The sequence below is a fragment of the Mycobacterium hainanense genome (assembly GCF_041890355.1).
Classification (GTDB): domain Bacteria; phylum Actinomycetota; class Actinomycetes; order Mycobacteriales; family Mycobacteriaceae; genus Mycobacterium; species Mycobacterium hainanense.
This window is the reverse complement of sequence record NZ_CP169059.1, coordinates 368,136-393,317: the sequence shown is the minus strand read 5'-3', so window position 1 is coordinate 393,317 and position 25,182 is coordinate 368,136. Positions and strand designations below refer to the sequence as shown.

The window sequence follows — 25,182 nt, the reverse complement described above, 5'->3', positions numbered from 1 at the left end:
ATCATGCCCCGACGGCGAGTTCCAGGTCTTTGAGCGAGGACTCCAAATGCGCGAGCAAGCGCTGCAGGTGCGGGACGCTACGACGGCATCCGACCAAGCCGAAGTCCAGGTTGCCCGCGTTGTTGGTCAGCGTGATGTTCAGCGCCTGCCCGTCCAGCGCGATGGACAGGGGATAGTTGCCGTCGAGCCGAGCGCCCCCGTAGTAGGTCGGCTGGGTAGGCCCGGGCACGTTGGAAATGATGATGTTGAACGGCGGCGACGTCGACGCCACCCAGCCCGGGACCGCCGCCAACGCCAGGGCCGAGGTGTTGGCCGCGGACAGCGCCAGCGCCTGGAACCGAGGCAGCTGAGAGAACACCTGCTTGTTGCTCCGCATGGACTCGCCGATGGTCTGCAACCGTTGCGCGGGGTCGTCGCTGTCGGTGGCCAGGTTGCACAGGATGGCGCCGACCAGGTTGCCTCCGGCGTCGGCCTCGTCTTCGGTGCGAAGGCTCACCGGGACCATCGCGATCAGCGGCGTGTCCGGCAGCGCGTTCTGCTCGAGCAGGTAATAACGCAGAGCGCCCGAACACATCGCCAGAACCACGTCGTTGACGGTCACGCCGGCGGCCTTCTTGACGCTTTTGATCCGGTCCAGCGACCAGGATTGCGCGGCGCAGCGGCGAGCGCCGCCGATCTTGACGTTCAGCATGGTGCGCGGGGCGCCGAACGGCAACGTCAGCTGCTGCTCGAACAGCGCGGCACGTGCCAGCGAAAGCGTCGAAGGCGCCAGCGCCGCAATGGATCCCGCCGCGTTCAACACAGAACGCAATGGGCTCACCGGGCCGCCCTTGCGCTTGCGTTTCGGCAGGCTCCAGGGCGCCCGCATCTCGGTGTCTTCGGGGTCCGTCGACAGCGCGCGCTGCATGAGTTTCTGCGCCGAGACCCCGTCGATCAGGGCGTGGTGGATCTTGGTGTAAATGGCGAACCGGCCATCCTTGAGGCCCTCGACGATGTGGGTCTCCCAGAGCGGACGGTGACGATCCAGCAGGCCGCTGTGCCACCGCGAAGTCAGCTCGAGCAATTCGCGGATGCGTCCGGGCGACGGCACTGCCGAGCGCCGGACGTGGTAGTTCACGTCGACGTCTTTGTCGTAGGACCAGCCCAGGTTGGCGATGCCGCCGACGAACGTCGCCGGATGCTTGCGAAAAGTCGGCTGGAAATCATCCTGCGCCACCAAACGGTCGTAGAGCTCCCGGACGAAGCCGCGACCTGCGCCGACGGGCATCTCGAACAATTGCAAGCCGCCGACATGCATGGGATGTTCGCGCGACTCTCCCAGCAGAAATATCGCGTCGGTGGGCATCATCAGTTCCATCCACCAATTAGACGCGACCGGGCAGAAACCCGCTAGGACCCAGTCACTCGAAAGCCAGCGACCACGTCGAGGTCGCGATCAGGTCGCCGCGCTCCAGCGCCTCGAGACGGTGCTCGTGAGCCTTGAGATACTCCGGGTCGGTCACCATGTCGATGAACGCCTGCGGCGTCGGATATTCGACGATGAGAATGGCGTCCCACCAAGGCCTTTCGCCATCGCCGATCACAACGGTCGGTGCTATCCCGGCGTAGCGGACCACGGCGCCCGCGCGCTGAAGGTGCGGGATCACCGCCACTCCGTAGCGCTGGTAGGCGGCCACCCCGTCGGGCGTCTTGAACTTCAACAGGTTGACCATCACCACCGGCTCATTCGCCGGGCGGACGGCCAGGGCGGCGAACTGCTCGGCGGTCGGCTCCAAGGAATTGCTCATGGTCAGGATTAGAGCAGATCCGTAATGGTTTTGAGGCCGGCGTCGTACAGCACGCCGGGCAGCATCCCGCCGTCGTGCTCGATGGTGGTGCCGTTGACGAAGTCGGCCTCCCCGCCGGCCAGGAACACGCACACCTTGCCCACCTCCGCCGGCTCACCCGCACGGCGCAGCGGGACTGCCGCGAAATACTTTGCGCCCGTTGGGTCGTCTTTGGGCAGCACGAAGGACCGAAAATTCTCGGTCATCGTCGGTCCGAGCGCGATGCAGTTGACCCGCACCTTGGGGCCCCACTCCTCGGCCAGCGAGCGGGTGAGGTGGTTGAGCCCGCTCTTGGCCGCGCCATAGGAAACCAACGTCGGTGATCCCGCGGGATGGCCGGCCCCGCTGGAGATGTTGATGATGCAGCCGACACCGTCCTGGGTGCGCATCTGCCGGTAGGCGCGGATGGCGAACCACAGCGGGCTGATCAGGTTCATCTGGACCGCGAAGGCGTGGAACAGCGCCGTACGCTCATATTCGTCGTCGCTGGGCGGCGCGCCCTGAATGCGTTGCACCAGTTGAGGAATGCTTTCGACGTGCGGCGCAGGCACCGTTCCGCCGGCATTGTTCACCAAGATGTCGATCCGGCCATGCTCCGCGACGACATCGGAGACGAACGAGTCGATCGCGCGGTAGTCCCCTTGGTCGCAGACCCGTTGGGAGGCCCGGGCCGCCCAGTCCGGCTCGACCCCGGGAATGGCGTCGAGGGGTGAGCGCGAACAGCCGACGACGGTGGCGCCGGCCCGGAGCAGTTCGTGGGCGATCCCGACGCCCACGCCCCGGCTGGTTCCGGTGACGACCGCGACCTTGCCGTCCAGGGCACTCATGCACAGGCCTTCCTACCCGGAGCCATTGTTGACAGTCACTGTCAGCGGGTCATACTGTGCCATTTCGGTTGTCGGCGTGTAAAGCATCGGAGGTCAGGAGATGAGTAGTCCGTCCAAGCTGCGCGTCATCCAATGGGCGACCGGAGGAGTCGGCAAGGCGGCCATCGCTTGCGTCCTGAATCATCCCCAGCTGGAGCTGGCCGGCTGCTGGGTGCACAGCGCCGAGAAGAACGGTGTCGACGTCGGCCGGATCTTGGGCACTGACGACCTCGGCGTCACCGCCACGTCCAGCGCCGACGAGATCCTGGCGCTGGACGCCGACTGCGTCGTGTACAGCCCGTTGGTGCCCAACGACGACGAGGTCATCGCGATCCTGCGGTCCGGCAAGAACGTGGTCACCCCCGTCGGCTGGGTGTACCCCGACCCCAACAACTCGCGGCACCGGGCCGTCGCGGAAGCGGCGACCGAGGCCGGAGTGACGCTGCACGGCTCGGGGATCCATCCGGGGGGCATCACGGAACGATTCCCGCTCATGCTGTCCTCGCTTTCCTCGGCCGTCACCCACATCCGCGCGGAGGAGTTCTCCGACATCCGGACCTATAACGCCCCGGACGTCGTGCGCCACATCATGGGGTTCGGCGGCACGCCCGAGGAGGCCATGCAGGGCCCCATGGCCAGTTTGCTCGAGGCGGGCTTCAAGCAGTCGGTGCGAATGATCGCCGATCACATGGGGTTCCGCATCGACCCGAACATCCGAACGATTCAGGACGTCGCCGTGGCGACCGCCGACATCGACTACGCGCCGTTCCCGATCACCACCGGAAAGGTGGCGGCGCGCCGCTTCCGCTGGCAGGCCCTTGTGGACGGCGAACCCGTCATCACGGCGGCCGTCAACTGGTTGATGGGTGAGGAAAGCCTGGATCCAGGGTGGGATTTCGGCGGGCGCGGCGAACGTTTCGAGGTCGAGATCACCGGCGATCCGACCGTGAGCCTCACCTTCAAGGGCCTGCAGCCCGAGACGATCGCCGAAGGTCTGGTGAAGAATCCGGGTGTGGTGGCCACGGCCAACCATTGCGTCAATGCCATTCCCGACGTCTGCGCCGCAGAGCCCGGCATCAAGACCTATCTCGAACTACCGCTGTTCGCCGGGTGTCCCGCTGCAAACCTCGCCACGTCATGACCGGCGTCCTCGGTGATATCTCGTTTTGTCACCTCGTGGTCGGTGTGACCGACATGGATCGCGCCTTGGCCTTCTACCGTGACCTGCTCGGAATGGAGGTGGTGTTCGAAACCCTCATCTCCGGTGAGCCTTTCGACGCGGCCCTGCATGCCACCCGCAAGCAGGAGGGCCGGGTGGTGGGCGGCCTGCTGGGCGGCCTGATGGTCGAGTTGCTGTCGCTGGGTACCGCTCCTGCGGACCAGAAGCCGGCGCGTCGCGGCCTTACCGGTATCCACAACATGTCCTTGTCGGTGACCGATCTCGACGACACCCACCGGCGCATCACCGCGGTGGGCTACACACCGGACCAAGCGCCCTTCGAAATCGGCGGGGTGCGAATGTTTTTCGTCAAAGATCCCGACGGGACTGTCGTCGAGTTCATCGAACTGCCCGACGGCGCACGCAGCACCTACGAGATGCACCGCAAGGTGCCTCTGCGGTTGGGGCCGGCAGAGTGACGTACACCCACCCCTCCTCGCTGCGCGGCCACGTCGCCGTCGTGACCGGCGCCGCCCAGGGCGTCGGCAAGGGCGTCGCCGCCGCACTGCTGGAGCGCGGGGCCTCGGTGCTGCTCGTCGACATTCAGCACGAATTACTCGGCGCGACAACGGCGGAGCTCTCCGCGCTGGGCCGCGTCGAGAAACTGACCGCCGACCTGCGCGACCCGGACAGCGCCCAACGGATCGTGGCGGCCGCGGTGGACGCCTTCGGCACCGTGCACGGGCTGGTCAACAACGCGATCGCCACAAACGAGCCCAAGGCGTTCGTCGACATCACCACCGAGGATTTCGCGCTCGGTCACGACGTCGGGCCGCGGGCGACGTTCCTGCTGATGCAGGCCGTGCACCCGGTGATGGTCGCGGCGGGGGGCGGGTCGATCGTCAACCTTGGCTCGGGGACGGGGACAGGCGGCGAACCCAGATGGGGCGGGTACGCCGCCGCCAAAGAGGCCATTCGGGGCCTGTCGAAGGTCGCCGCCCTGGAATGGGGACGTGACAACATCCGCGTCAACGTCATCTGCCCGTTCGCCGAGTCGGACGGTGTCAAACTCTGGAAAGAGTTCGCCCCCAAGGATTATGCGAAGGCGGTCAGCCGCGTTCCGATGAAGCGCATCGGCGATGTCCGCACCGACGTCGGCGCGCTGGTGGCCTTCCTGCTCGGTACCGACGCGACGTTCATCACCGGGCAGACCATCCACGTCGACGGTGGAATCGGCTGCTTCCGGTGAGCGGGCAGTCGCTGCGCGACCGGCAGCGCGCACAGATCCGGGCCGACATCAGGCGGGCGGCGTTCCGGCTGTTCGTCGAGCGCGGATACGACGCCGTGACAACGGAGGAAATCGCCGCCGCCGCCGGTGTTTCCCCGCGCACCTTCTTCCGGCACGTGCCCACAAAGGAAGAGCTGTTGCTGGCCCCCGTTCGCCATGGCGGCGCCGCGATCGTGAACCTGCTCGAGCAACGGCCCGCCAACGAGTCCCCGGACGTCGCGTTGATCAACGCCATCGTCACGCGAACCCGGTCCTTCGACCAGGCCGACACCGACGAATGGCGAGAGGCGCTGCTGGTGGCTCCCGACCTGCTTCGCAAGGTCACCGTGCACACCCCTGCCGACAAGGAGCGGGCGGCCAAGCTGATCGCCGAACGTATGGGCGTGGACCACGACGTCGACATTCGCCCCGGCCTGTTGGTCCAACTGGCTTTTGCCGCAGCGGATTTCGGCTTCCAGCGATGGGTGCGGCAATCCGGACGGCCCTGGCCGCTGGACCGTTATGTCACCGAGGCCCTCGAAGCGGTCAAGAGTCCGCACTGGAAACGCAAGCGCACCTGATCAACCGGGGTTGGCGATCCGAACCGGGGTCCCGTCCAGCCACGCGACCACCGCCTCCACGGTGTCGGCGTAAAAAGCGCCGAGCATTTCGCGGGTGACGTACCCGAGGTGGGGCGACAGAGTGACGTTCGGGAGTCGGCGCAACGGGTGATCGGGCGGCAGCGGTTCGACGTCGTAGACGTCGAGACCGGCGCCGGCGATGCGCCCGGATTGGAGGGCGGTGATCATGGCCGCCTCGTCGACGATCGGCCCCCGCGAGGTGTTGATCAGGTACGCATCCGGCTTCATCAGGGCCAATTCGCGTTCGCCGACGAGGCCCCGCGTGCGTTCGGAGAGCACGACGTGGATGGAGACGACGTCGGACTCCTCGAACAGCGCCGACTTCTCGACCCGACGTGCGCCGGCGGCCGAGGCGGCATCCGCCGTGAGGTTTTGGCTCCACGCAATGACTTCCATGCCGAACACCCGCCCGTATTCGGCCATCCGTTTGCCTACCCGCCCGAGGCCGAGCAGGCCGAGCGTCTTGCCGGACAAGGTGAGGCCGGTCGTGGTCTGCCAGCCACCAGCTCGCATCCGGCGGTGTTCCTCGGCCAGATTCCGGACCGTGGCGATCAGCAATCCCCAGGCGAATTCGGGGGTGGCGTCGTGCACGGAGCGAAATCGCGGATGGGTGAAGTCGGTGTGGGCGACGAGGATCCCCCGCTCGGTAGCGGCGGCCAGGTCCAGATTGGGCAGACTCCTACCGACGATGGTGATCAGCTTCAGGTTCGGCAGCCGTTCGAGCAGCGTCCGCGGCAGCGCCATCCGCTCACGCAGGGTGCAGATCACGTCGAAGGGCCGCAGCGCGTCGGCGGCGTCGTCCTCGTCGAGGTGCCGATCGAAAACGGTGATGCGGGAACGGGTTTGCACCGGTGACCAGTCGGCGAGGCGAAGGGCCGCGCCCGCGTAGTCGTCCAGAATCGCCACTTGGGGCGTGGAGTCACCCATCCCACCATTGAACCGTAGGTCAGATTGCGTATTCGCGCGGCCGGTGCTGGACGGACACCCAGTGTTCGGTGGTGAACTCGTCGATAGCCCACTGACCGCCGAAGCGGCCCACTCCGGAGGCCTTCTCACCACCGAAGGCGGTGTTGGCGTCGTCGTTCACCGGCGAGTCGTTCACGTGGGTCATTCCCGCGTCGATGCGCCGGGCGAACCCGACCGCGCGCTCCACGTCACCGCTGAACACCGCCGAGGAGAGACCGTACTTGGTGTCGTTGGCCAGCCGCAGGGCATCGGACTCGTCGTCGGCGCGGATGACGGTCATCACGGGGCCGAACACCTCTTCGCGTGCGGTGGCGACGTCGTTGCCGGCCGCGAGCACATGAGGCGGCAGTGCGAGGCCGGTCGGACCGAAAGGATCTCCGCCACAAAGTAATTCGGCACCGTCTTGGGCGGCGCGCGCGAGTTTGTCCTGAATTGAGGTCAGTTGCGATTCGTTGATGATCGGCCCGAGCTGGGTCGATGGGTCCGACGGGTCGCCGACCCGCAGCGCCCTCGCCCGGGCGACAAAGCGATCGACGAACTCGTCATAGATGCTGGCATCGGCGATGATGCGATTGGCGATCATGCAGATCTGTCCCTGATGGAAAAACGACCCGAAGATCGACGCGTCGATGGCCCAGTCGAGGTCCGCGTCGTCGAGGACCACCACCGGCCCGTTGCCGCCGAGTTCCAGGGCGGTGCGCTTGAGTGCCGCCTTTTGCGCGATGCCCTGGCCTACCTTGGTGGATCCGGTGAACGAAACCACCTTGGGGACAGGGTGTTCCACGATCGCATCGCCGACTTCGGAGCCGGGCCCGATGATCACCGACAGCAAGCCCGCCGGCAGCCCGGCCTCTTGCAGGACGCGGGCCAGCAGCAGCCCGCCGGTGACTGGCGTGTCGCCGGCGGGCTTGAGCACCACCGCGTTGCCCACCGCCAGGGCGGGGGCAACCGAGCGGTTGGACAGCTGCATGGGAAAGTTCCACGGCGAGATGACGGCGACCACCCCGGCCGCCTCGCGATACACCCGGCTTTCCTTGCCGGGAATGTCGGACGGCATGATCTTGCCCTCGACATGATGGGGCATCGACGCCGCCTCCCAGAACACCGATCGCACCAGGCTCCACTCCAATTCGGCCTTGGCGACGGTGCCACCGGTTTCGTGGATCAGCCAATCGGTGATCTCGTCTTTGCGCCGGCTCATCACCTCGGCGGCCGCCCGCATGACGTCGGCGCGCTCCACCGGGGGTTGGGTCGCCCACTCCACCTGCGCCTGTGCCGCGGTGTCGTACGCCTCGTCCAGGTCGTCCGCGTTGGCCTGGGGAATCTCGATCAATGTCTCCCCGCTCCAGGGATCGGTGTCGGCGCGGCTCTCGCCCGCCGAGCCGGCGCGCCACCGGTTGCCGATCGGCATGGTGTTGAACGGCGCGTAGCGGCTCGTCACGGCGCCACGGCGATCTTGACGTGCGGCCCCGACTGTTGCTCGCGCCACGCCTGTGGGGCTTCGTCCAGCGGGTAGCGCTGGGTCTCGATCCGAATCCGGCCTTCGGCTGCGTGTTTGGTGATCTCCGCATAGCCCGCCCGCAACACATCGGGGCCCATGGCGTCGTTGAGATGGCCCACGTGGGTACGGCCGGTCAACGCGCGGAACGGCACCTCGGCCGTCGGTCCGGCGCCCTCACCGACGGTTACCAGCGTCGCCCCGTTGGCGGTGGCGTCCAACGCGGCCAGGAAGGGCTTGCCGTAGACGAGGTCGATCACTACGTCGTAGCCGTCACCAGCCTCCTTCCGCAGGGCCGCGGCGTCGTCGTCGCCGCCCAATTGCACCGTGACATCGGCGCCCAGGTCGCGCGCCTGCTCCAGCGCCTGCGGGTTGCGGCCCGCGCCGACCACTCGCCCCGCGCCCAGGATTTTGGCCACCTGCACGGCGACGCGTCCCACCACTCCGGTAGCACCGAGAATCAGCACCGTCTCCCCGTGCGACACGTCGGCGTGCCGAGTCAGCGGCAACCACGCTGCCAATCCGGCTATGCCGCATGCCACCGCGACGTCGTCATCGAGTCCGTCGGGAACGGGAAATGTCTTGGCGGGGTCGACGCGGCACCGCTGCGCCCACGACCCGAATGGATCCGGCGGCGCGTTGAAGTAGACCCGCTTGCCGTCCAGTGTGCCGATGCCCTCGCGGCCGACCACCGAAGGCGTCGTCGGCTCGCCCATTTTTCCCGAGGCCAGCAGGAGGTCCACCGGATTGCAGCCGGCCAGCACGACTTCCACGATTTCGCTGCGGGGATCGCCTTGGGGATCATCGAAATTGCGAACCTTCGGTATATCCCCCACCGCTTCCAGGACTGCCGCACGCATGTATCGCCTCCCGTTTCGTCCAACGCGCTCGAAGTGCGCTCAGGCAGGGTTACCGCCGACCGCCGCCCGAAACGGCGGATCGAAGACCGATCGCTCCGGTGTGGCGGCCGGGGAAAAACGGGCACCTTAAACGCATGGGTGTTGTGGTGATCGGCCAGATCGCGCGTGACCTGGTGCTGCGCACTGAGGGGCCGCCGGCCGCGGGAAAATCGACCGACATCGTGCAGCGCAGGGAGTTGCTCGGCGGCAAAGGCGCCAATCAGGCAGTGGGCCTGGCCCAGCTCGGCGTGCCGGTCGCGCTCATCGGTGTGGTGGGTGACGACCACGCCGGGACGGTGGTGGTGCAGCAGGCGGAACGGGACGGCATCGAGGTCGGTGGCGTCGTACGTCGCGGGGTGACAGCGCTTCTGATCGATGTCGTGGGGCGACCCCCGGAGCGGATGCTGTTGGAGGACGTGCCGGAGAGCTCGCTGGTCCGGGTGTCGGATCTGGATCATGCGGCCGCGTGGGACGCCGCCGACACCGTTTCCATTCAGCTGCAGCAACCGCCGGCGACGGCTCTGGAAGCCGCGCAGCGAGCGCGGGATCGGGGACTGCGCGTGGTGGCGGATGGCGTCCCGGCCGCCCAGATTCGGCCGGACCTGCTCGCATCGGTGGACGTGATACGGGCCGACGCCACCGAAGCCGCGCTGATCGCGGGCGAGGAGGTCGACACCGTCGAGAAGGCTTTTGCGTTGGCGGACAACCTGCTCAGCGCCGGTCCCGAATTGGTTGCCCTCGCGGTGCCGGATGTCGGCGACCTGCTGGCGTGGAAGGGCGGCAGCGAGTTGTTCGAATTGGCTGATGTGGACGTGGTGGATCCGACCGGCGCCGGCGATGCCTTCGTGGCCGGGCTGATCTCCGCGTTGCGCAACGGCGCCGAGCCCCGACAGGCGGGCAGGCGTGCGGCGGCGGCCGCCAGCGCCACGGTGCAGCGTCTCGGCGGACGGCCGGACCTGAGCGGGCTCAAGGTGTGACCGCGGGCGGATAGGGCAGATCGGTGCTGCTGTGCGGATCGACATGCACCGGACGGCCGAGATAGGGGAAAGCGCGCTGCGGACAGGCCGGCCGGTCACAGATCTTGCAGCCCGCCCCGATCGGCACCGTCGCCTCACCGTCCGCCAGATCGATGCCGACGGAGTAGACGAGCTTCTCCGCGTGCGCGATGTCGCATCCGAGCCCGATGGCGAAACGTTTGTCCGGCCCGAGGTAGCGGGCGGCCTCGGTGGCGGTCGAACGCGCGATCCAGAAATAGGTGCGCGCGTCGGGCATCTGGGCCACCTGGGTGAGGAATTGACCCGGCCGGGTGAACGCGTGGTGCACGACCCAGAGCGGACAGTTTCCCCCGACACGGGAGAAGTGAAACGCCGTCGCGGACTGTCGTTTCGAGATGTTTCCGGCGCTGTCCGTGCGGACGAAGATGAAGGGGACGCCGCGCGCGTTCGGTCGTTGCAGGGTGGACAGGCGGTGGCACACCGTCTCGAAACCCACCTCGAAACCCCTTGCCAAGTGGTCGATGTCGTAGCGTGCCGCCTCGGCGGCGTCGAGGAACACCCGGTAGGGCAGCAGTAGCGCGCCGGCGAAGTAGTTGGCCAGCCCGATGCGGGCCACGCCGCGCGCGTCGTCGCTAAGTTGGTCGTCTGCGGCGACGATGCCGGTGATCAAAGGCCCCTGGGTGAGCAGGGCGATCTGGGTGGCGAGCTGGAAGGCGCGCTGGCCGGGATGGAGCCATCGCGCCAGATACAAAGTCTTCGATTCGGGGTGAAAGAGCCTCTTGGCGTTGGGATCCAGCACCTGTCCGTCATCCACTACGACGGTGACGCCGAGTCGGTCGGCGAGCAGTTCCGCCAGCTGCCCGTCGAGCCCGCCAATCCGCAGCCCGGCCCGCACGAACAGTTCCTCGGCCGCGAGGTCCAGCTCCCCGATGTAGTTCTTGCGGTCGTAGAAGAAGTCACGCACCTCCTCAAACGGCATGGGCTGCTGCGCGATTGTCGAGGTGTCGATATTGGCGCGACTGTGCAGCGCTTCCAGGTCCGCGGTGGCATCGTGCAACCGCCGGTGCAGGTTGACCAGCGTCTGACCGACGGCCGGCATGCGGGCGACCAACTCCTCGATTTGGCCGGCGGTCGCGGACGTCTCGGCGAGGACCTCCCGCAGGTCGGAAACCAGGCGCGCATCCGAGTCGGGCGCGAAGTATTGGGCGGGCAGGTCGAATCGCTCGGTGAGGGCGAGCAACACCGCAACGGTGATCGGCCGCTGGTCGTTTTCCAGTTGATTGACATAGCTGGTCGACAATTCCAGGAGGCGCGCGAGCGCCACCTGGGTAAGCCCATGCTCTTCGCGTAACCGCCGCAGCCGCGCACCGGCGAACGTCTTCGCCACCACCGGTGTCACCCTACGCCGCACCCTTACACAACATTCGCAAAACGCTGCGCCCAAGGACACAGAATTACGCTTTTACAGGGGATTTACCGCTGCAATGCCCGTGCGTACTGTGCGGCTTATGCGGATACATCAGGTTCGGACCCGGCGCAGCGCCGACGACTTTCCCCGTGGTGAGCACCTGGCTTGGAAGATCGCCGAGGTGGCCACGGACCCGGTTCCGGTGCCCGCGGACACCGAGGCGATGATCATCAACCGCATTATCGACAACGCTGCCGTGTCGGCCGCGTCGGTCATCCGCCGCCCGGTAGCCGCCGCCCGTGCCCAGGCGGCGGCCCACCCGAATTCGTTCAAGGGCGCCAAGCTCTTCGGGATCCAGGGTGATTACTCCCCCGAGTGGGCGGCCTGGGCCAATGGGGTCGCCGTGCGCGAATTGGACTTCCACGACACGTTTTTGGCCGCCGAATATTCCCACCCGGGCGACAACATTCCCCCGCTGGTGGCGGTCGCCCAGCACCTCGGAATCGGCGGAGCCGACCTGATCCGCGGCATTGCGACTGCGTACGAAATCCAGATCGATCTGGCCAAGGGAATCTGTCTGCACGAGCACAAGATTGACCATGTTGCCCACCTGGGGCCGTCGGTGGCCGCCGGCCTGGGCACCATGCTGCGACTTGACGAGGAGATCATCTACTCCGCGATCGGCCAGGCGCTGCACCTGACCACCTCCACCCGGCAGTCGCGCAAGGGTCTCATCTCCAGCTGGAAGGCGTACGCGCCCGCCTGGGCGGGCAAGGTCGCCATCGAGGCCGTCGACCGGGCCATGCGCGGCGAGGGCGCGCCCGCCCCCATCTGGGAGGGCGAGGACGGGGTCATCGCCTGGCTGCTGTCGGGACCCGAACATATCTACCGCGTTCCATTGCCCGAGCCCGGCGAGCCGAAGCGGGCCATCCTGGACAGCTACACCAAGGAACACTCGGCGGAATACCAAAGCCAGGCCCTGATCGACCTCGCCCGCCGGTTGCGCGAACAGATCGGCGACCTGGGCCAGGTCGCCACGATCGTGCTGCACACCAGCCACCACACCCACTACGTGATCGGCACCGGTTCGGAAGACCCGCAGAAGTTCGATCCGGATGCGTCCCGCGAGACGCTAGACCACTCGGTGATGTACATCTTCGCGGTCGCATTACAGGACGGCACCTGGCACCACGAGCGGTCCTATGCCCCAGAGCGGGCGCACCGGCCCGACACCATCGCGTTGTGGCACAAGATCTCCACACGCGAGGACCCCGAATGGACCCGCCGATACCACGCCACCGACCCCGCCCGAAAGGCGTTCGGCGCCCGCGCGGAGGTCACACTTACCAACGGTGAGGTCATTGTCGACGAGATCGCCGTCGCCGACGCGCATCCACTGGGCGCCCGGCCGTTTGAGCGCAAGCAGTACATCGGGAAGTTCACCGAGCTCGCGGACGGTATTGTCTCCGAGGCCGAGCAGCAGCGGTTCCTGTCTGCGGCGGAAGCCCTTCCGGACCTGCGGGCCGGGGTGCTGGGCGCGCTCAACATCACGGTCGGTCCGCGCGTGCTCGACAAGGCGCCGACCGTAGCACCGGGACTCTTCTGATGAGTGGTCTCATCGGCGGTACCGTGCCTGCATCCCGGAAGCGTGCCGGTTTCCGCGAAGCACTGAAAAGCGGTCGTTTGCAACGGTTTCCGGGGGCGTTCTCGCCACTGGTCGCCAAGCTGATCGGCGAGCTCGGGTTTGACGGTGTTTACGTGTCCGGGGCAGTGCTGTCGGCCGACCTCGGCCTGCCTGACATCGGGCTGACCACCCTGACCGAGGTGGCCGGTCGCGGCGCACAGATCGCCGCGGTGACCGACCTGCCCACCCTGATCGATGCCGACACCGGGTTCGGCGAACCGATGAGCGCTGCCCGCACCGTGACGGTGTTGGAAGACGCCGGGCTGGCGGGCTGCCACCTGGAGGATCAGGAGAACCCGAAGCGCTGCGGACACCTCGACGGCAAGGCCGTGGTGCCGGTCGCCGCGATGGTGCGGCAGCTGCGGGCGGCCGTATCGGCGCGGCGCGACCCGAATTTCGTCATCTGCGCCCGCACCGACGCCGCCGGCATCGAGGGCATCGACGCCGCGATCGATCGGGCGAAGGCGTACGCGGATGCGGGCGCCGATTTGATCTTCACCGAGGCGCTGCACACGCCGGCGGAATTCGAGCGGTTTCGTGCGGCCGTCGATACGCCGTTGCTGGCCAACATGACGGAGTTCGGCAAGTCGCCGCTGCTGAGCGCCACGCAGTTGAGCGAGATCGGTTACAACGCGGTCATCTACCCGGTGACCACGCTGCGCCTGGCCATGCACGCCGTCGAGCTTGGGCTTCGTGAAATCGCCGACGCCGGAACACAATCCGCCCTGCTGGGACGCATGCAGCATCGCGGCCGGCTCTACGAGTTGCTGCGGTACGCCGAATACAACCGATTCGATTCCGATATCTACAACTTCGCGCTCGAAGGAGTCACGCCGTGAGCACCATCGAAGACAAGCCCCGCGTCTTCAAGGGTCTGGCAGGTGTAGTCGTCGACACCACCGCCATCTCCAAGGTGGTGCCGGAGACCAACTCGCTGACCTATCGCGGGTACGCGGTGCAAGACCTGGCTAAGAATTGCAGCTTCGAGCAGGTGGCGTACCTGCTCTGGCATGGTGAACTGCCCACCGACCACCAGCTGGCACTCTTCACGCAACGCGAACGCGCATCGCGCGGGCTGAATAGGACCATGCTGTCGCTGCTGGCGAAGCTGCCCGACACCTGCCATCCAATGGACGTGGTGCGCACGCTGATAAGTCACATGGGTGCAGAAGACCCTGAGGAGGACAACAGCGACGAGTCGGCCAACTACGCCAAGTCGCTGCGGATGTTGGCGGTGCTGCCAACCATCGTTGCCGCCGACATGCGGCGCCGGCGCGGCCTGGAACCCATCGCGCCGCACAGCCACATGAGCTACGCCCAGAACTTCCTGCACATGTGCTTCGGCGATGTCGGCGAGCAGGTGGTGGTCGACGCGTTCGAGCAGTCGATGGTCCTCTACGCCGAACACAGCTTCAACGCCTCGACGTTCGCGGCGCGGGTGGTCACCTCAACCCAGTCCGACATCTACAGCGCGGTCACGGCGGCCATCGGCGCGCTGAAAGGCCCGCTGCACGGGGGCGCCAACGAAGCCGTGATGCACGACATGCTCGAAATAGGCTCGGCGGAAAACGCCGTTGAATGGTTACGGGGCAAACTGGCGCGCAAAGAGAAGATCATGGGGTTCGGCCACCGCGTGTACAAGAACGGCGACTCCCGGGTGCCCACCATGAAGGAGGCGCTCGAGCGGGTGGCCGCCGTGCGCGACGGACAGAAGTGGCTGGACATCTACGAGGTCCTGGAGAACGGCATGGCCGAGGCCAACGGCATCAAACCGAACCTCGACTTCCCGACCGGGCCGGCCTACTACCTGATGGGCTTCGACATTGCCTGCTTCACACCCATCTTCGTGATGAGCAGGATCACCGGATGGACGGCCCACATCATGGAGCAGACCGCGTCGAATGCGTTGATACGTCCGCTCAGCGCGTATGTCGGACCGCCGCAACGGGCTCTATCGTAAGTACCGTGTTCGTTAAAGTTCTGGTCGCCAATCGAGGAGAGATCGCGATCCGCGCGTTTCGCGCGGCCTACGAATTGGAACTGGCCACCGTGGCCATCTATCCGTACGAGGATCGCAACTCCGTGCATCGGCTCAAGGCCGACGAGTCCTACCAGATCGGCGAGCAGGGACACCCCGTCCGTGCCTACCTGTCGGTCGACGAGATCGTCCAAACCGCGCTGGCCTGCGGCGCCGACGCGATCTACCCCGGCTACGGCTTCCTGTCGGAGAATCCCGACCTGGCGGCGGCGTGCGCGGCGGCGGGCATCACGTTCGTCGGCCCGAGCGCGGCGGTGCTGGAACTCACCGGCAACAAGTCTCGGGCCGTCGCGGCGGCCCGGGAAGCCGGCCTGCCGGTGCTCGCCTCCTCGGCGCCTTCGACGTCGGTGGACGAGCTGCTGACGGCCGCCGAGTCGCTGACGTTTCCATTGTTCGTCAAGGCGGTCGCCGGCGGCGGCGGCCGCGGCATGCGTCGGGTCACCGACCCCGCCGCACTGGCCGAGGCGATCGAGGCGGCGAGCCGCGAGGCCGAATCTGCGTTCGGTGACGCCTCGGTGTTCCTCGAACAGGCGGTGCTCAACCCGCGCCACATCGAGGTCCAGGTGTTGGCCGACAACCACGGCAACGTCATCCACCTCTACGAGCGCGACTGTAGTGTCCAGCGCCGACACCAGAAGGTGATCGAGATCGCGCCGGCCCCGAACCTGGATCCCGAACTGCGCCAGCGCATTTGTTCGGACGCGGTGACCTTCGCCAGCAGCATCGGTTACACCTGTGCCGGCACGGTGGAATTCCTGCTCGACGAACGCGGCCAGCACGTGTTCATCGAGATGAATCCGCGGATCCAGGTCGAGCACACCGTCACCGAGGAGATCACCGACGTCGACCTGGTGTCCGCCCAGCTGCGAATCGCCGGCGGCCAGACGCTGGAAGAGATTGGCCTGAGCCAGGATACGGTGGCACCGCGCGGTGCGGCATTGCAGTGCCGGATCACCACCGAGGACCCGGCCAACGGCTTCCGCCCCGACACCGGCCGCATCACCGCCTACCGCACCCCGGGCGGAGCGGGAATCCGCCTGGACGGCGGGACGACGCTGGGCGCGGAGATCAGCGCTCACTTCGACTCGATGCTGATCAAGCTCACCTGCCGGGGCCGCGATTTCGCCACGGCCGTGCGGCGTGCCCGCCGTGCCGTCGCGGAGTTCCGCATCCGCGGTGTCTCGACGAACATCCCGTTCCTGCAGGCGGTTCTGGACGACCCTGCCTTTCAGGCCGGGCGCGTCACCACGTCGTTCATCGAAGAACGGCCGCAGCTGCTTACCGCGCGCAGTTCGGCCGATCGCGGCACCAAGATACTCACTTACCTGGCCGACGTCACGGTCAACAAGCCCCACGGCGAGCGTCCCTCGACGGTGTACCCGCACGACAAGCTACCCGACATCGATTTGTCGACTGACCCGCCGGCGGGATCCAAGCAGCTTCTCGCCGACCTCGGGCCGGAGCGATTCGCGGCGTGGCTGCGTGAATCGCGCGCTGTCGGCGTCACGGATACCACCTTCCGCGATGCGCACCAGTCCCTGCTGGCCACGCGCGTGCGCACCAGCGGGCTGATCATGGTGGCTCCCTACATCGCCCGAATGCTCCCGCAGTTGTTGTCGATCGAATGCTGGGGCGGAGCGACATACGATGTCGCGCTGCGGTTTCTGAAGGAGGATCCGTGGGAGCGGCTGGCAGCCTTACGCGAGGCCGTGCCCAACATCTGCTTGCAGATGTTGCTGCGCGGACGTAACACCGTTGGCTACACGCCCTATCCGCAGACCGTGACGACGGCGTTCGTGGAGGAAGCGACAACAACCGGCATTGACATCTTCCGGATCTTCGATGCGTTGAACAACGTCGACTCCATGCGCCCGGCGATCGACGCCGTTCGCGAGACAGGCACCGCCGTGGCCGAGGTGGCGATGTCTTACACCGGTGATCTCAGCAATCCGGCCGAACAGCTCTACACGCTCGACTATTACCTGAAGCTGGCTGACGAGATCGTCTCAACGGGTGCGCACGTGTTGGCGATCAAAGACATGGCCGGGTTGTTGCGCGCGCCCGCCGCCACGACGCTGGTTTCGGCGCTGAAGTCGCGGTTCGACCTTCCAGTCCACGTGCACACGCACGACACGCCCGGGGGGCAGCTGGCCACCTATGCGGCCGCATGGCTGGCCGGCGCCGACGCCGTGGACGGCGCCGCGGCGCCGCTGGCAGGAACCACAAGCCAACCGGCGTTGTCTTCCATCGTGGCGGCCGCGGCACACACCTCATACGACACAGGCTTATCGCTCGAGGAGGTCTGCGCCTTAGAACCGTATTGGGAGGCGCTGCGTAAGGTGTACGCGCCGTTCGAGTCCGGCTTGCCGGCCCCGACCGGGCGGGTGTACCGGCACGAGATCCCCGGTGGGCAGCTGTCGAACCTGCGCCAGCAGGCCATCGCGTTGGGTTTCGGTGACCGCTTCGAGGACATCGAAGACGCATACGCCGAAGCTGACGCCGTCCTCGGCCGCCTGGTCAAGGTCACCCCGTCGAGCAAGGTCGTCGGCGACCTCGCGCTGGCACTGGTGGGTGCGGGCGTCAGTGCGCAAGATTTCGCCGCCGACCCCGAGCGTTACGACATCCCCGACTCGGTCATCGGCTTCCTTCGCGGGGAGCTCGGGCACCCGCCGGGCGGCTGGCCCGAGCCCTTGCGCACCAAGGCATTACGAGGTCGCGGGCCGGCGAAGCCGGAGCAACAGCTCACGGCCGCAGACGAACGGGCGTTGGCGACGGCGGGCGGCGAGCGCCAGGCGGCGCTGAATCGGCTGCTGTTCCCCGGGCCGACGAAGGAGCTCGCGGATCATCGTGAGCAGTACGGCGACACGTCGCGCCTGAGCGCAAATCAGTTCTTCTACGGGCTTCGCCAAGGCGACGAACATCGAGTGGAGCTGGAGCGCGGCGTGGAGCTGCTCATCGGCCTGGAGGCCATCTCGGATGCGGACGAGCGCGGCATGCGTACCGTGATGTGCATCCTCAACGGGCAGTTGCGTCCCATCGTGGTGCGTGACCGTAGTATCGCCGCGGACGTGCCCGCAGCCGAAAAGGCCGACCGCAACAACCCCGACCACATCGGTGCCCCGTTCGCCGGCGTCGTCACGGTGACCATCGAGGTCGGCGCGGAAGTCGAAGCGGGCCAGACGATCGCGACGATCGAGGCGATGAAGATGGAGGCCGCGGTCACCACCCCCAAGGCCGGAACGGTGGCCAGAATCGCTGTCTCGCAAACCGCCCAGGTCGAAGGCGGTGACCTCTTGGTCGTAGTCAGCTAGTGTCCTGAGTCGTTAATTCGCCCGCTCTTGTTAGTATGGGTGATGCCGTCGCCGCATGCTGCCACGATCGTGTTGACCGACGATGAACGTATTGAGTTGGAAGGCTGGGTTCGGCGACGGAACAGTGCTGCCGGGTTGGCTCTGCGTGCCCGAATCGTGCTGGCGTGCGCTGATGGCGGCAGTAATGTCGAGGTCGCCGAACGGCTCGAACTCGACCGGGGCACGATTCGTAAGTGGCGCAACCGGTTCGCCGAGAAGCGCTGCGACGGATTGCTCGATGAACCGAGACCGGGCCGGCCTCGTGTGGTCGGCGATGAGCAGATCGAAGCGTTGATCACCGCAACGCTAGAGACGGCACCCACGGATGCCACGCACTGGTCGACGCGGTCGATGGCCGACCATCTAGGACTATCCCAGTCGATGGTGTCGCGGGTCTGGCGGGCGTTCGGTTTGGCACCGCACAAACAGGATTCGTGGAAGTTGTCCAAGGACCCGTTGTTCGTGGCCAAGGTTCGCGACATCGTCGGTCTCTACCTGGATCCCCCCGAGCGGGCCATCGTGCTGTGCGTCGATGAGAAGACCCAGATCCAGGCGCTCAACCGCACCGCGCCGGTGTTTCCGATGCTGCCCGGCACTCCGACACGCGCCACCCATGATTACGTCCGCCACGGCACTTCGAGCCTGTACGCCGCGCTCAATCTGGCTACCGGCAAGGTGATCGGATCACTGCACTCGCGTCACCGGTCCCAGGAGTTCCTGGCGTTCTTGAAAAAGATCGACACCGAGGTCCCCGCCGATCTGGACTGCCACGTCGTGCTCGACAACGCCTCCACGCACAAGACCCCGGCGGTCCAGCGCTGGCTGATCAATCACCCCCGATTCATCTTGCATTTCACCCCCACCAGCTCGTCATGGCTCAACCTCGTTGAACGCTGGTTCGCCGAACTGACCACCAAGAAGCTACGACGCGGCACCCACACTTCGGTACGACAACTCAACGCCGACATCCGCGCCTGGATCGACACCTGGAATGACAATCCACGCCCCTACGTGTGGACCAAGACCGCCGACCAAATCCTGGACAGCATCGCCAACTACTGCCGACGAATTAACGACTCAGGACACTAGCGTTCTCCGATCAAGGCGGCGCGGGCCAGCGTCTCCTCCGCCATCTTGACGTGCGCGGCGTCGACGAGTACGCCGTTCACCCCGACGGCACCGCGGCCCTGGGCCGCGGCCGCACGGTAGGCCGCGAGATTGGCCTCGGCGCGGGTTATCTCGTCGGCGGTCGGTGCGTAGACCCGGTTGGCGATGGGCACTTGGTCAGGGTGAATTGCCCATTTTCCGGTGTAGCCCAGCAGCGAGGCCCGCTGGGCGTCGCGCTCGTAACCCTCCAGGTCGCGGTAGTCGGGGTACGGCGCGTCGATCGCGTCGATGCCGGCAATCCGCGCGGCGACGATCACCTTGTTGCGCGCGTAATGCCAAAAATCGCCGGGATATTCGCCGATCGGGGCGAAGTTGGTGTCTACCCGCGCGCCCTGTGACAAAGAGAAGTCGCCCACACCGAAGATCAGTGCGTCCAGCCGGGGGCTGGCCAGGGCGATCTCTTCGGCGTTGGCCAGTCCCTCGACCTCTTCGATGAGGACTTCCAGTCGAATTTCCTTGCTCAGGGCCAGTTTTGATTCCAGTTGGGTCAGCAGCACGTCGACCCACCAGACGTCGCGTGCGCGGCGTGCCTTCGGGATGATGACGGTGTCGAGATTTTCGCCGGCGTTGCTTACCACGTCGATCAGGTCGGCGTGACACCACCGGGTGTCGAGGCCGTTGATCCGCACCGCCCGCGCGGTGCGGCCCCAGTCGAGGTCGTTGAGCGCGCTGATCGCCTTGGCGCGTGATTCCTCCTTGACCGCCGCGGGTACGGCGTCCTCGAGGTCGAGGAACACCAGATCGGCGCCGCACGCGGCGGCCTTGTCGAACATGTTGTCGTTGCTCGCCGGGACGGCGAGCTCGGAGCGGCGGAGAAGTTGCGTCATCGAATGTCCTTTTGTCACAGCACGCCTCGTGCGCGCAGGTCGTCGATCTGCGTTGCGGTCAGCCCGAGCAAGTCGCCGTAGACCTCGACGTTGTGCTCGCCCAGACCCGGCCCCAGGTGACCGACCGCCCCGGACGCCGACGAAAATCGCGGGACGGGGGCCTGCACCGTCATCGGGCCGAGCTGTGGATCCTCGACAGCGACGAATACCTCCCGGTGCGCGAGTTGCTCGTCGGCCAGCAGATCGCGGATGTCGTAGACCGGGGCCGCGGCCACGTCGTGCGCCTCGAAGGCCGCCATCGCCTCCGAAAGCGTTCTGCTGGCAACCCAGTCGGCCACCACCTGGTCGACCTCGCGGGCACGGGCCAGGCGTCGCTGCGGATCGGAGAAGTCGCCATCCTGTAACAGGTCCTCGCGGCCGATGGCGCGAAACACCCTCAGCGCCAACGCCGGTGAACTGCCCGACATGGCCAGCCACCGCCCGTCCGTGGTGCGATAGGTGTTGCGCGGCGCGGAGATGTCCCACCGGTTGCCCGAGCGCTCCGGCACCAGTCCCAGCTGGTCGTAACCCAGCAGGGTCTGTTCTAGCAGCCGGGCGAGCGGGTCGATCAGGTTGACGTCGATCAGCTGCCCCGGCCCGCCGTGCACGTCGCGGTGATAGAGCGCCATCAGCACCGCGTAGGCGGCGTTCAACGACGCGACGCCGTCGGCCAGCATGAACGGCGGCAGCGTGGGTGGTCCGCCGGCCTGGCCGGTGATGTGCGCGAACCCGCTCATCGCCTCCCCCAGCGTGCCGAAACCGGGTCGCTCGCTTTTGGGTCCATTCAGCCCATAGCCGGTGATATGCAGCATCACCAACTTCTCGTTCACCGCGCGCAGGCTCTCGTAGTCCAGGCCCCACTTGCGCAACGTTTGCGGCCGGGTGTTGAAGATGGCGACGTCGGCCCGCTCCACCAACCGGCGCACCAACTCCTGTCCCTCGGCGCAGCGCAGGTCCAACGTGATGGATCGTTTGTTGCGGGATATGGACTTCCATATCAGGCCGATCCCGTCGCGCTGGTTGCCCCAACCGCGGATCGGGTCGCCGCGCCTCGGCTCTTCGACCTTGATCACGTCGGCGCCGAATTCGCCGAGGTAGGTCGCCACCAGCGGGGCGGCGGCCAGGGTCGCGAGGTCGAGCACCAGGAGACCGTCAAGCACCGGCGGGCACCCGGGTGTTGGACGGGCGTTCCAGCCCGAGGTGACCCCGCAGCGTCGACGCTTCGTACTGGGTGCGGAACAGGCCGCGTCGTTGCAGTTCCGGGACGACCATGCGCACGACGTCTTCGAACGCCCCAGGCAAATGCGTTGCGGCCAGCACGAACCCGTCACACGCTTCGGTTTGGAACCACTGCGCCATTTGCTCTGCGACCTGTTCGCCGGTGCCGACGAAGCGGGGACCTTGCAAGAGGGTGGCGCGGTGGTTGGCCAGATCACGCAGAGTCACCGTGTCCCCACCGATGTGGGCGCGCAGGTTCTGCACCAGTCCGCGGATGCCGGACGCCGATGCCAGGAGTTCGTCGGTCACCGGATCATCCAGGTCATGCTGCGCGAAGTCATAATTCATCAGCTCCGACAGCAGCGTCAGCGACGCCATCGGATGGACCAGGTCATTGAGAAACAGGGCTTCGCGGTCCTTGGCGTGCGCCTCGGACTCCCCCACCACGGCATAGGCCATTGGGCAGATGCGCACCGCCGCGGGGTCGCGGCCGGCGGCGGCGATGCGCTCCTTCTGATCCGCGTAGTGGCTCCGCGCCACGTCGATTCCCGGGTCGCCGGTGAAGATCAATTCGGCCCAGCGCGAGGCGAATTCGCGACCGCGACCCGACGATCCGGCCTGAATGATCACCGGCCTGCCCTGGGGGGTGCGCGGCACGGTCAGCGGTCCGCGCGCCGAGAAGTACGGGCCGACATGCGCCAGTTCGTGAACCTTGCCCGGATCGGCGTAGCGGCCGGCCGCCCGGTCGTGCAACACGGCGCCGTCCTCCCAGGTGTCCCACAACCCGGTCACTACGTCCATGAATTCGTCGGCGCGGTCATAGCGTTCGTCGTGGCCGAGGTGGGCGTCGAGGCCGAAGTTCTGCGCCTCGCTGTCGTTGACCGAGGTGACCACGTTCCAGGCCGCGCGGCCCCCGGAAAGGTGATCGAGCGTGGCGAAGGTTCTCGCGACGTGGAACGGCGCGTAGTAGGTGGTCGAGTACGTCGCGCCCAGCCCGATTTTCGAGGTGGATTCGGCCAGCACCCCGAGCACCACGCCGAGATCGAGCTTGACCGGGCGGGCGCCGTACGACACCGCGTCGGCCACCGAGGCGCCGTAGACGCCCGGCATCGCCAGCCGGTCGTCGAAGAACATCAGGTCGAAGCAGCCCTCTTCCAGTTGTCGGCCGATCTTGGCGTAGTAGGCGGCGTCGAGGTACCGGTGCTCCGTTGCGGGGTGCCGCCACGAGCCCGCGTACACCGAGGTGCTGCCGGCCTGCATGAACGCCACGAGCGCCATCTTGTCGGTTCGCATAGCGGGAATCTAACATCTGATATTTCAGATATCAAACACAAGGTTTACCGTTTGATATCCTGCCCTCGTGGCAGCGATCGACATCTCCGGAACGGTGCGGGAACGCGCCGCCCGTGAACTTCGGGACCGCATCCTGACCGGCGCACTGCCGGCCGGGTCGCGAGTTGACCTGGATGCGATCACCGAGGAGTTCGCGACCAGCCGGACGCCCGTGCGTGAGGCGCTGCTAGAGCTTTCGTTCGAGGGCTTGGTCCGGGTGGCGCCGCGCAGTGGCGTGACGGTGCTCGGCATCAGCCCCGACGACGTCCTCGACAGCTTCACCATCTTGGGGGTGCTGACCGGGCAAGCGGCGGCGTGGGCCGCCGAACGGATCGAACCCGGGGAGTTGGAGATGCTCCGGGAGCTCGCGGCCGACGTGGTGGCCCGATCCGGAGACGACAGCATCGGCGAGGCGAACTGGCACTTTCACCAGATGATCCATCGCGCCGCGCATTCGCCCCGGCTGCTCACTCAGATCAAGCAGGCCGCGCGCGTGGTGCCGAGCAACTTCCTCACCCTGTTCCCGGAGCACGAAAAGCATTCGCTCGATGAACACCAGGAACTGCTCGACGCGCTGGGCGACAAAGACGCCGAACGGGCGCGCACGATTGCCGAACGACATGTCCTGGACGCCGGTCGTTCGCTGGCCGACTGGTTGCAGCAGCGCCGCGACGCCTAGCAGTTAGCGCCGGATACGCAACCCCTTCAGCCCCCGCCTCCCGCGCCTCCACCCCCGGCACCCCCAGCGGCCCCGCCGCCACCGGTCACAGAACTTCCGTTACCGCCGTCACCGTAGGTTCCTCCCGGAGCCGGCGGCGGCGACGGCGGCGGCGCCGGGCTGGACGACGTCGGCGCCGGCGGCGCCGCGGGCGCGCTGCCGGCCAAAGCGGTCGCGCCCGCGCCGCCGGCGAAGGTGAGAGCCAACCCGAGTGTCGCGGCGCCACCGACGAGCGTCAGCGCTTTCCAAGCTTCGTTTGTCATGCCCGGCCGCATACCCCTTATTCCCGTGTGTAATCGGGGGTTTGGCCAGTTAGCTGAGCGCGGGCAACACCTTGTCGGTGAGCAACTGGACCGACTTCCAGGCCTCGTCGACGGGCATGCCACCGACCAAGGGGTGCAACACTAGGGGCCCGTGGTTGTCAGTGCCGCGCACCTCCGCGATCAGCTCGTCGGGGGTCAGGAAGCGGTACCGCCCCGACGCCCTGACCTCGTCCAGCGTCTGCACGCCGGGCAGATGCATGAGCGAGCGCTGGTCGCTCGACCATCCGCCGTAAGTGACCGCCTCCCAGAGGATGTGGTCGCCGAGTTCCGCCCATGCTCGGTCGGGATCCTCGTGCAGGAAGATCATTCCGCGGTTCACCGGCCCGGGCATGAGGATCAGCGGCGTCATGCCGGCCTCGGCACACAGCTCGCGGTAGTAGGCGGCGATCTCGGGCAGGTGATCCGCCAGGCTGAGCGGCAACCGGAAGCGCGCCGCCCGTCGCGCCGTGGCGCGCGCGCCGCCACCGACATACAGCGGGGGATGCGGTCGTGTCCAGGTGCCGGTGCAGATTCCCGCGTCGGCATCGGCGCCCGCCCACACCGACAGCATCCGTTCGAGCAGGCTGTCCATCAGCGCACCCCGGCACGCGAAATCGGTTTCCATCGCTTGATATTCGATGGCACGGTAGCCGAGGCCCACGGTGGTGTGCAGCCGGCCCTGGCTCATGTTGTCGACCAGCGCGATGTCTTCGGCGAGCCGCACCGGATTCCACAGCGGGCCCAGCGCACAATCCACGCTGGCGATCAGCGTCGAGGTCCGGGCCAAGAACATCGCGGCCGCCATGATGGGGTTGCAGCTCCACCCATGTCCGGTGGCGTGATGCTCGTCGACGCTGATGGAGGTGATGCCGTGCGCTTCGCCCCACTGCGCCAATTCGAGGGCGGCCGACAACAGCCTGCTTTGCGTGCGGGGCCTGCCGTGCGGGGAGGCGAAGTTGAAGCGCAGCACCGTCAGCAACAT

The 25,182-nt window shown here is 66.8% G+C and carries 23 protein-coding genes; 11 read left to right on the top strand and 12 right to left on the bottom strand.

Annotated features, from left to right (window positions below; genetic code table 11):
* Position 1 precedes the first annotated feature (1 nt).
* Genes ACEL92_RS01880 through ACEL92_RS01870 form a run of 3 tightly spaced genes read right to left on the bottom strand, consistent with a single transcriptional unit; the run spans position 2 to position 2,653 of the window.
* Positions 2-1,357 carry a wax ester/triacylglycerol synthase family O-acyltransferase gene (locus tag ACEL92_RS01880; protein WP_374023982.1) on the bottom strand — a complete coding sequence of 452 codons (1,356 nt, stop codon included), beginning with the start codon at positions 1,355-1,357 and terminating at the stop codon, positions 2-4.
* Positions 1,358-1,400: 43 nt separating this feature from the next.
* Positions 1,401-1,787: a DUF1330 domain-containing protein gene (locus tag ACEL92_RS01875; RefSeq protein WP_374023981.1), complete on the bottom strand. Its 387-nt coding sequence runs from the start codon at positions 1,785-1,787 to the stop codon at positions 1,401-1,403.
* A gap of 8 nt (positions 1,788-1,795) precedes the next feature.
* Positions 1,796-2,653: an SDR family NAD(P)-dependent oxidoreductase gene (locus ACEL92_RS01870; RefSeq protein WP_374023980.1), complete on the bottom strand. Its 858-nt coding sequence runs from the start codon at positions 2,651-2,653 to the stop codon at positions 1,796-1,798.
* Positions 2,654-2,753: 100 nt separating this feature from the next.
* Between ACEL92_RS01870 and ACEL92_RS01865 the strand changes: the two genes are divergently transcribed.
* Genes ACEL92_RS01865 through ACEL92_RS01850 form a run of 4 tightly spaced genes read left to right on the top strand, consistent with a single transcriptional unit; the run spans position 2,754 to position 5,699 of the window.
* Complete coding sequence (locus tag ACEL92_RS01865; RefSeq protein ID WP_374023979.1) at positions 2,754-3,833, top strand: dihydrodipicolinate reductase; 1,080 nt, start codon at positions 2,754-2,756, stop codon at positions 3,831-3,833.
* Positions 3,830-4,330 carry a VOC family protein gene (locus ACEL92_RS01860; RefSeq protein WP_374023978.1) on the top strand — a complete coding sequence of 167 codons (501 nt, stop codon included), beginning with the start codon at positions 3,830-3,832 and terminating at the stop codon, positions 4,328-4,330. The genes ACEL92_RS01865 and ACEL92_RS01860 overlap by 4 nt, the downstream gene beginning before the upstream one ends.
* A complete protein-coding gene (locus ACEL92_RS01855; RefSeq protein ID WP_374023977.1) occupies positions 4,327-5,100 on the top strand; it encodes an SDR family NAD(P)-dependent oxidoreductase in 774 nt (257 codons plus the stop codon). The genes ACEL92_RS01860 and ACEL92_RS01855 overlap by 4 nt, the downstream gene beginning before the upstream one ends.
* Positions 5,097-5,699, top strand: a complete 603-nt coding sequence (locus ACEL92_RS01850; RefSeq protein ID WP_374023976.1) for a TetR/AcrR family transcriptional regulator — start codon at positions 5,097-5,099, stop codon at positions 5,697-5,699. Before ACEL92_RS01855 ends, ACEL92_RS01850 begins: the two co-directional genes overlap by 4 nt.
* Here the strand turns inward: ACEL92_RS01850 and ACEL92_RS01845 are convergent, their stop codons facing one another.
* The 3 genes from ACEL92_RS01845 to ACEL92_RS01835 are packed head-to-tail and all read right to left on the bottom strand — an operon-like array spanning position 5,700 to position 9,083.
* The gene (locus tag ACEL92_RS01845) at positions 5,700-6,686 is read right to left on the bottom strand and encodes a D-2-hydroxyacid dehydrogenase family protein (RefSeq protein ID WP_374023975.1); all 987 of its coding nucleotides are present in this window, start codon (positions 6,684-6,686) and stop codon (positions 5,700-5,702) included.
* Positions 6,687-6,705: 19 nt separating this feature from the next.
* The gene (locus ACEL92_RS01840; RefSeq protein WP_374023974.1) at positions 6,706-8,166 is read right to left on the bottom strand and encodes an aldehyde dehydrogenase family protein; all 1,461 of its coding nucleotides are present in this window, start codon (positions 8,164-8,166) and stop codon (positions 6,706-6,708) included.
* Entirely contained in the window at positions 8,163-9,083 is a 921-nt protein-coding gene (locus tag ACEL92_RS01835; protein ID WP_374023973.1) for a zinc-binding alcohol dehydrogenase family protein, read from the bottom strand. Before ACEL92_RS01835 ends, ACEL92_RS01840 begins: the two co-directional genes overlap by 4 nt.
* A gap of 134 nt (positions 9,084-9,217) precedes the next feature.
* Here ACEL92_RS01835 and ACEL92_RS01830 point away from each other — a divergent pair, with 134 nt between their 5' ends.
* Entirely contained in the window at positions 9,218-10,099 is an 882-nt protein-coding gene (locus ACEL92_RS01830; RefSeq protein WP_374023972.1) for a PfkB family carbohydrate kinase, read from the top strand.
* Here ACEL92_RS01830 and ACEL92_RS01825 read toward each other — a convergent pair.
* The gene (locus tag ACEL92_RS01825) at positions 10,089-11,504 is read right to left on the bottom strand and encodes a short-chain fatty acyl-CoA regulator family protein (RefSeq protein WP_374026430.1); all 1,416 of its coding nucleotides are present in this window, start codon (positions 11,502-11,504) and stop codon (positions 10,089-10,091) included. The two genes, ACEL92_RS01830 and ACEL92_RS01825, sit on opposite strands and share 11 nt — an antisense overlap.
* A gap of 121 nt (positions 11,505-11,625) precedes the next feature.
* On the opposite strand from ACEL92_RS01825, the gene prpD reads away from it, so the two are divergent.
* The 5 genes from prpD to ACEL92_RS01800 are packed head-to-tail and all read left to right on the top strand — an operon-like array spanning position 11,626 to position 19,686.
* Positions 11,626-13,131: a 2-methylcitrate dehydratase PrpD gene (gene prpD, locus ACEL92_RS01820; protein WP_374023971.1), complete on the top strand. Its 1,506-nt coding sequence runs from the start codon at positions 11,626-11,628 to the stop codon at positions 13,129-13,131.
* A complete protein-coding gene (gene prpB / locus ACEL92_RS01815) occupies positions 13,131-14,048 on the top strand; it encodes a methylisocitrate lyase (protein ID WP_374023970.1) in 918 nt (305 codons plus the stop codon). Before prpD ends, prpB begins: the two co-directional genes overlap by 1 nt.
* On the top strand, positions 14,045-15,169 hold the full coding sequence (locus tag ACEL92_RS01810; RefSeq protein WP_374023969.1) for a bifunctional 2-methylcitrate synthase/citrate synthase: 1,125 nt from the start codon (positions 14,045-14,047) through the stop codon (positions 15,167-15,169). The genes prpB and ACEL92_RS01810 overlap by 4 nt, the downstream gene beginning before the upstream one ends.
* A gap of 5 nt (positions 15,170-15,174) precedes the next feature.
* Positions 15,175-18,558 carry a pyruvate carboxylase gene (locus ACEL92_RS01805; protein WP_374023968.1) on the top strand — a complete coding sequence of 1,128 codons (3,384 nt, stop codon included), beginning with the start codon at positions 15,175-15,177 and terminating at the stop codon, positions 18,556-18,558.
* Positions 18,559-18,600: 42 nt separating this feature from the next.
* A complete protein-coding gene (locus ACEL92_RS01800) occupies positions 18,601-19,686 on the top strand; it encodes an IS630 family transposase (protein ID WP_374023967.1) in 1,086 nt (361 codons plus the stop codon).
* On the opposite strand, the gene ACEL92_RS01795 is transcribed toward ACEL92_RS01800, so the two are convergent.
* From ACEL92_RS01795 to ACEL92_RS01785, 3 genes are read right to left on the bottom strand one after another with little or no spacing between them, the layout of a single operon-like run.
* The gene (locus ACEL92_RS01795) at positions 19,683-20,591 is read right to left on the bottom strand and encodes a CoA ester lyase (protein WP_374023966.1); all 909 of its coding nucleotides are present in this window, start codon (positions 20,589-20,591) and stop codon (positions 19,683-19,685) included. The two genes, ACEL92_RS01800 and ACEL92_RS01795, sit on opposite strands and share 4 nt — an antisense overlap.
* Positions 20,592-20,605: 14 nt before the next feature.
* Positions 20,606-21,790 (bottom strand): CaiB/BaiF CoA transferase family protein, encoded by a 1,185-nt coding sequence (locus ACEL92_RS01790; protein ID WP_374023965.1) that lies wholly within the window; start codon positions 21,788-21,790, stop codon positions 20,606-20,608.
* Complete coding sequence (locus ACEL92_RS01785; RefSeq protein WP_374023964.1) at positions 21,783-23,141, bottom strand: LLM class flavin-dependent oxidoreductase; 1,359 nt, start codon at positions 23,139-23,141, stop codon at positions 21,783-21,785. Before ACEL92_RS01785 ends, ACEL92_RS01790 begins: the two co-directional genes overlap by 8 nt.
* A 67-nt stretch (positions 23,142-23,208) precedes the next feature.
* Here ACEL92_RS01785 and ACEL92_RS01780 point away from each other — a divergent pair, with 67 nt between their 5' ends.
* A complete protein-coding gene (locus ACEL92_RS01780; protein WP_374023963.1) occupies positions 23,209-23,859 on the top strand; it encodes a GntR family transcriptional regulator in 651 nt (216 codons plus the stop codon).
* Positions 23,860-23,885: 26 nt separating this feature from the next.
* Here the strand turns inward: ACEL92_RS01780 and ACEL92_RS01775 are convergent, their stop codons facing one another.
* Together ACEL92_RS01775 and ACEL92_RS01770 are read right to left on the bottom strand one after the other, a co-directional pair.
* On the bottom strand, positions 23,886-24,161 hold the full coding sequence (locus tag ACEL92_RS01775) for a hypothetical protein (RefSeq protein ID WP_374023962.1): 276 nt from the start codon (positions 24,159-24,161) through the stop codon (positions 23,886-23,888).
* A gap of 49 nt (positions 24,162-24,210) precedes the next feature.
* Positions 24,211-25,182, bottom strand: a complete 972-nt coding sequence (locus tag ACEL92_RS01770; RefSeq protein ID WP_374023961.1) for an LLM class flavin-dependent oxidoreductase — start codon at positions 25,180-25,182, stop codon at positions 24,211-24,213.

Bases quoted from the DNA above. Each gene is read 5' to 3' on its own strand.
- ACEL92_RS01880 (WP_374023982.1), bottom strand. From the start codon at position 1,357: ATGGAACTGATGATGCCCACCGACGCGATATTTCTGCTGGGAGAGTCG.
- ACEL92_RS01875 (WP_374023981.1), bottom strand. From the start codon at position 1,787: ATGAGCAATTCCTTGGAGCCGACCGCCGAGCAGTTCGCCGCCCTGGCC.
- ACEL92_RS01870 (WP_374023980.1), bottom strand. From the start codon at position 2,653: ATGAGTGCCCTGGACGGCAAGGTCGCGGTCGTCACCGGAACCAGCCGG.
- ACEL92_RS01865 (WP_374023979.1), top strand. From the start codon at position 2,754: ATGAGTAGTCCGTCCAAGCTGCGCGTCATCCAATGGGCGACCGGAGGA.
- ACEL92_RS01860 (WP_374023978.1), top strand. From the start codon at position 3,830: ATGACCGGCGTCCTCGGTGATATCTCGTTTTGTCACCTCGTGGTCGGT.
- ACEL92_RS01845 (WP_374023975.1), bottom strand. From the start codon at position 6,686: ATGGGTGACTCCACGCCCCAAGTGGCGATTCTGGACGACTACGCGGGC.
- ACEL92_RS01835 (WP_374023973.1), bottom strand. From the start codon at position 9,083: ATGCGTGCGGCAGTCCTGGAAGCGGTGGGGGATATACCGAAGGTTCGC.
- ACEL92_RS01830 (WP_374023972.1), top strand. From the start codon at position 9,218: ATGGGTGTTGTGGTGATCGGCCAGATCGCGCGTGACCTGGTGCTGCGC.
- prpD (WP_374023971.1), top strand. From the start codon at position 11,626: ATGCGGATACATCAGGTTCGGACCCGGCGCAGCGCCGACGACTTTCCC.
- prpB (WP_374023970.1), top strand. From the start codon at position 13,131: ATGAGTGGTCTCATCGGCGGTACCGTGCCTGCATCCCGGAAGCGTGCC.
- ACEL92_RS01800 (WP_374023967.1), top strand. From the start codon at position 18,601: ATGCCGTCGCCGCATGCTGCCACGATCGTGTTGACCGACGATGAACGT.
- ACEL92_RS01795 (WP_374023966.1), bottom strand. From the start codon at position 20,591: ATGACGCAACTTCTCCGCCGCTCCGAGCTCGCCGTCCCGGCGAGCAAC.
- ACEL92_RS01785 (WP_374023964.1), bottom strand. From the start codon at position 23,141: ATGCGAACCGACAAGATGGCGCTCGTGGCGTTCATGCAGGCCGGCAGC.
- ACEL92_RS01775 (WP_374023962.1), bottom strand. From the start codon at position 24,161: ATGACAAACGAAGCTTGGAAAGCGCTGACGCTCGTCGGTGGCGCCGCG.
- ACEL92_RS01770 (WP_374023961.1), bottom strand. From the start codon at position 25,182: ATGTTGCTGACGGTGCTGCGCTTCAACTTCGCCTCCCCGCACGGCAGG.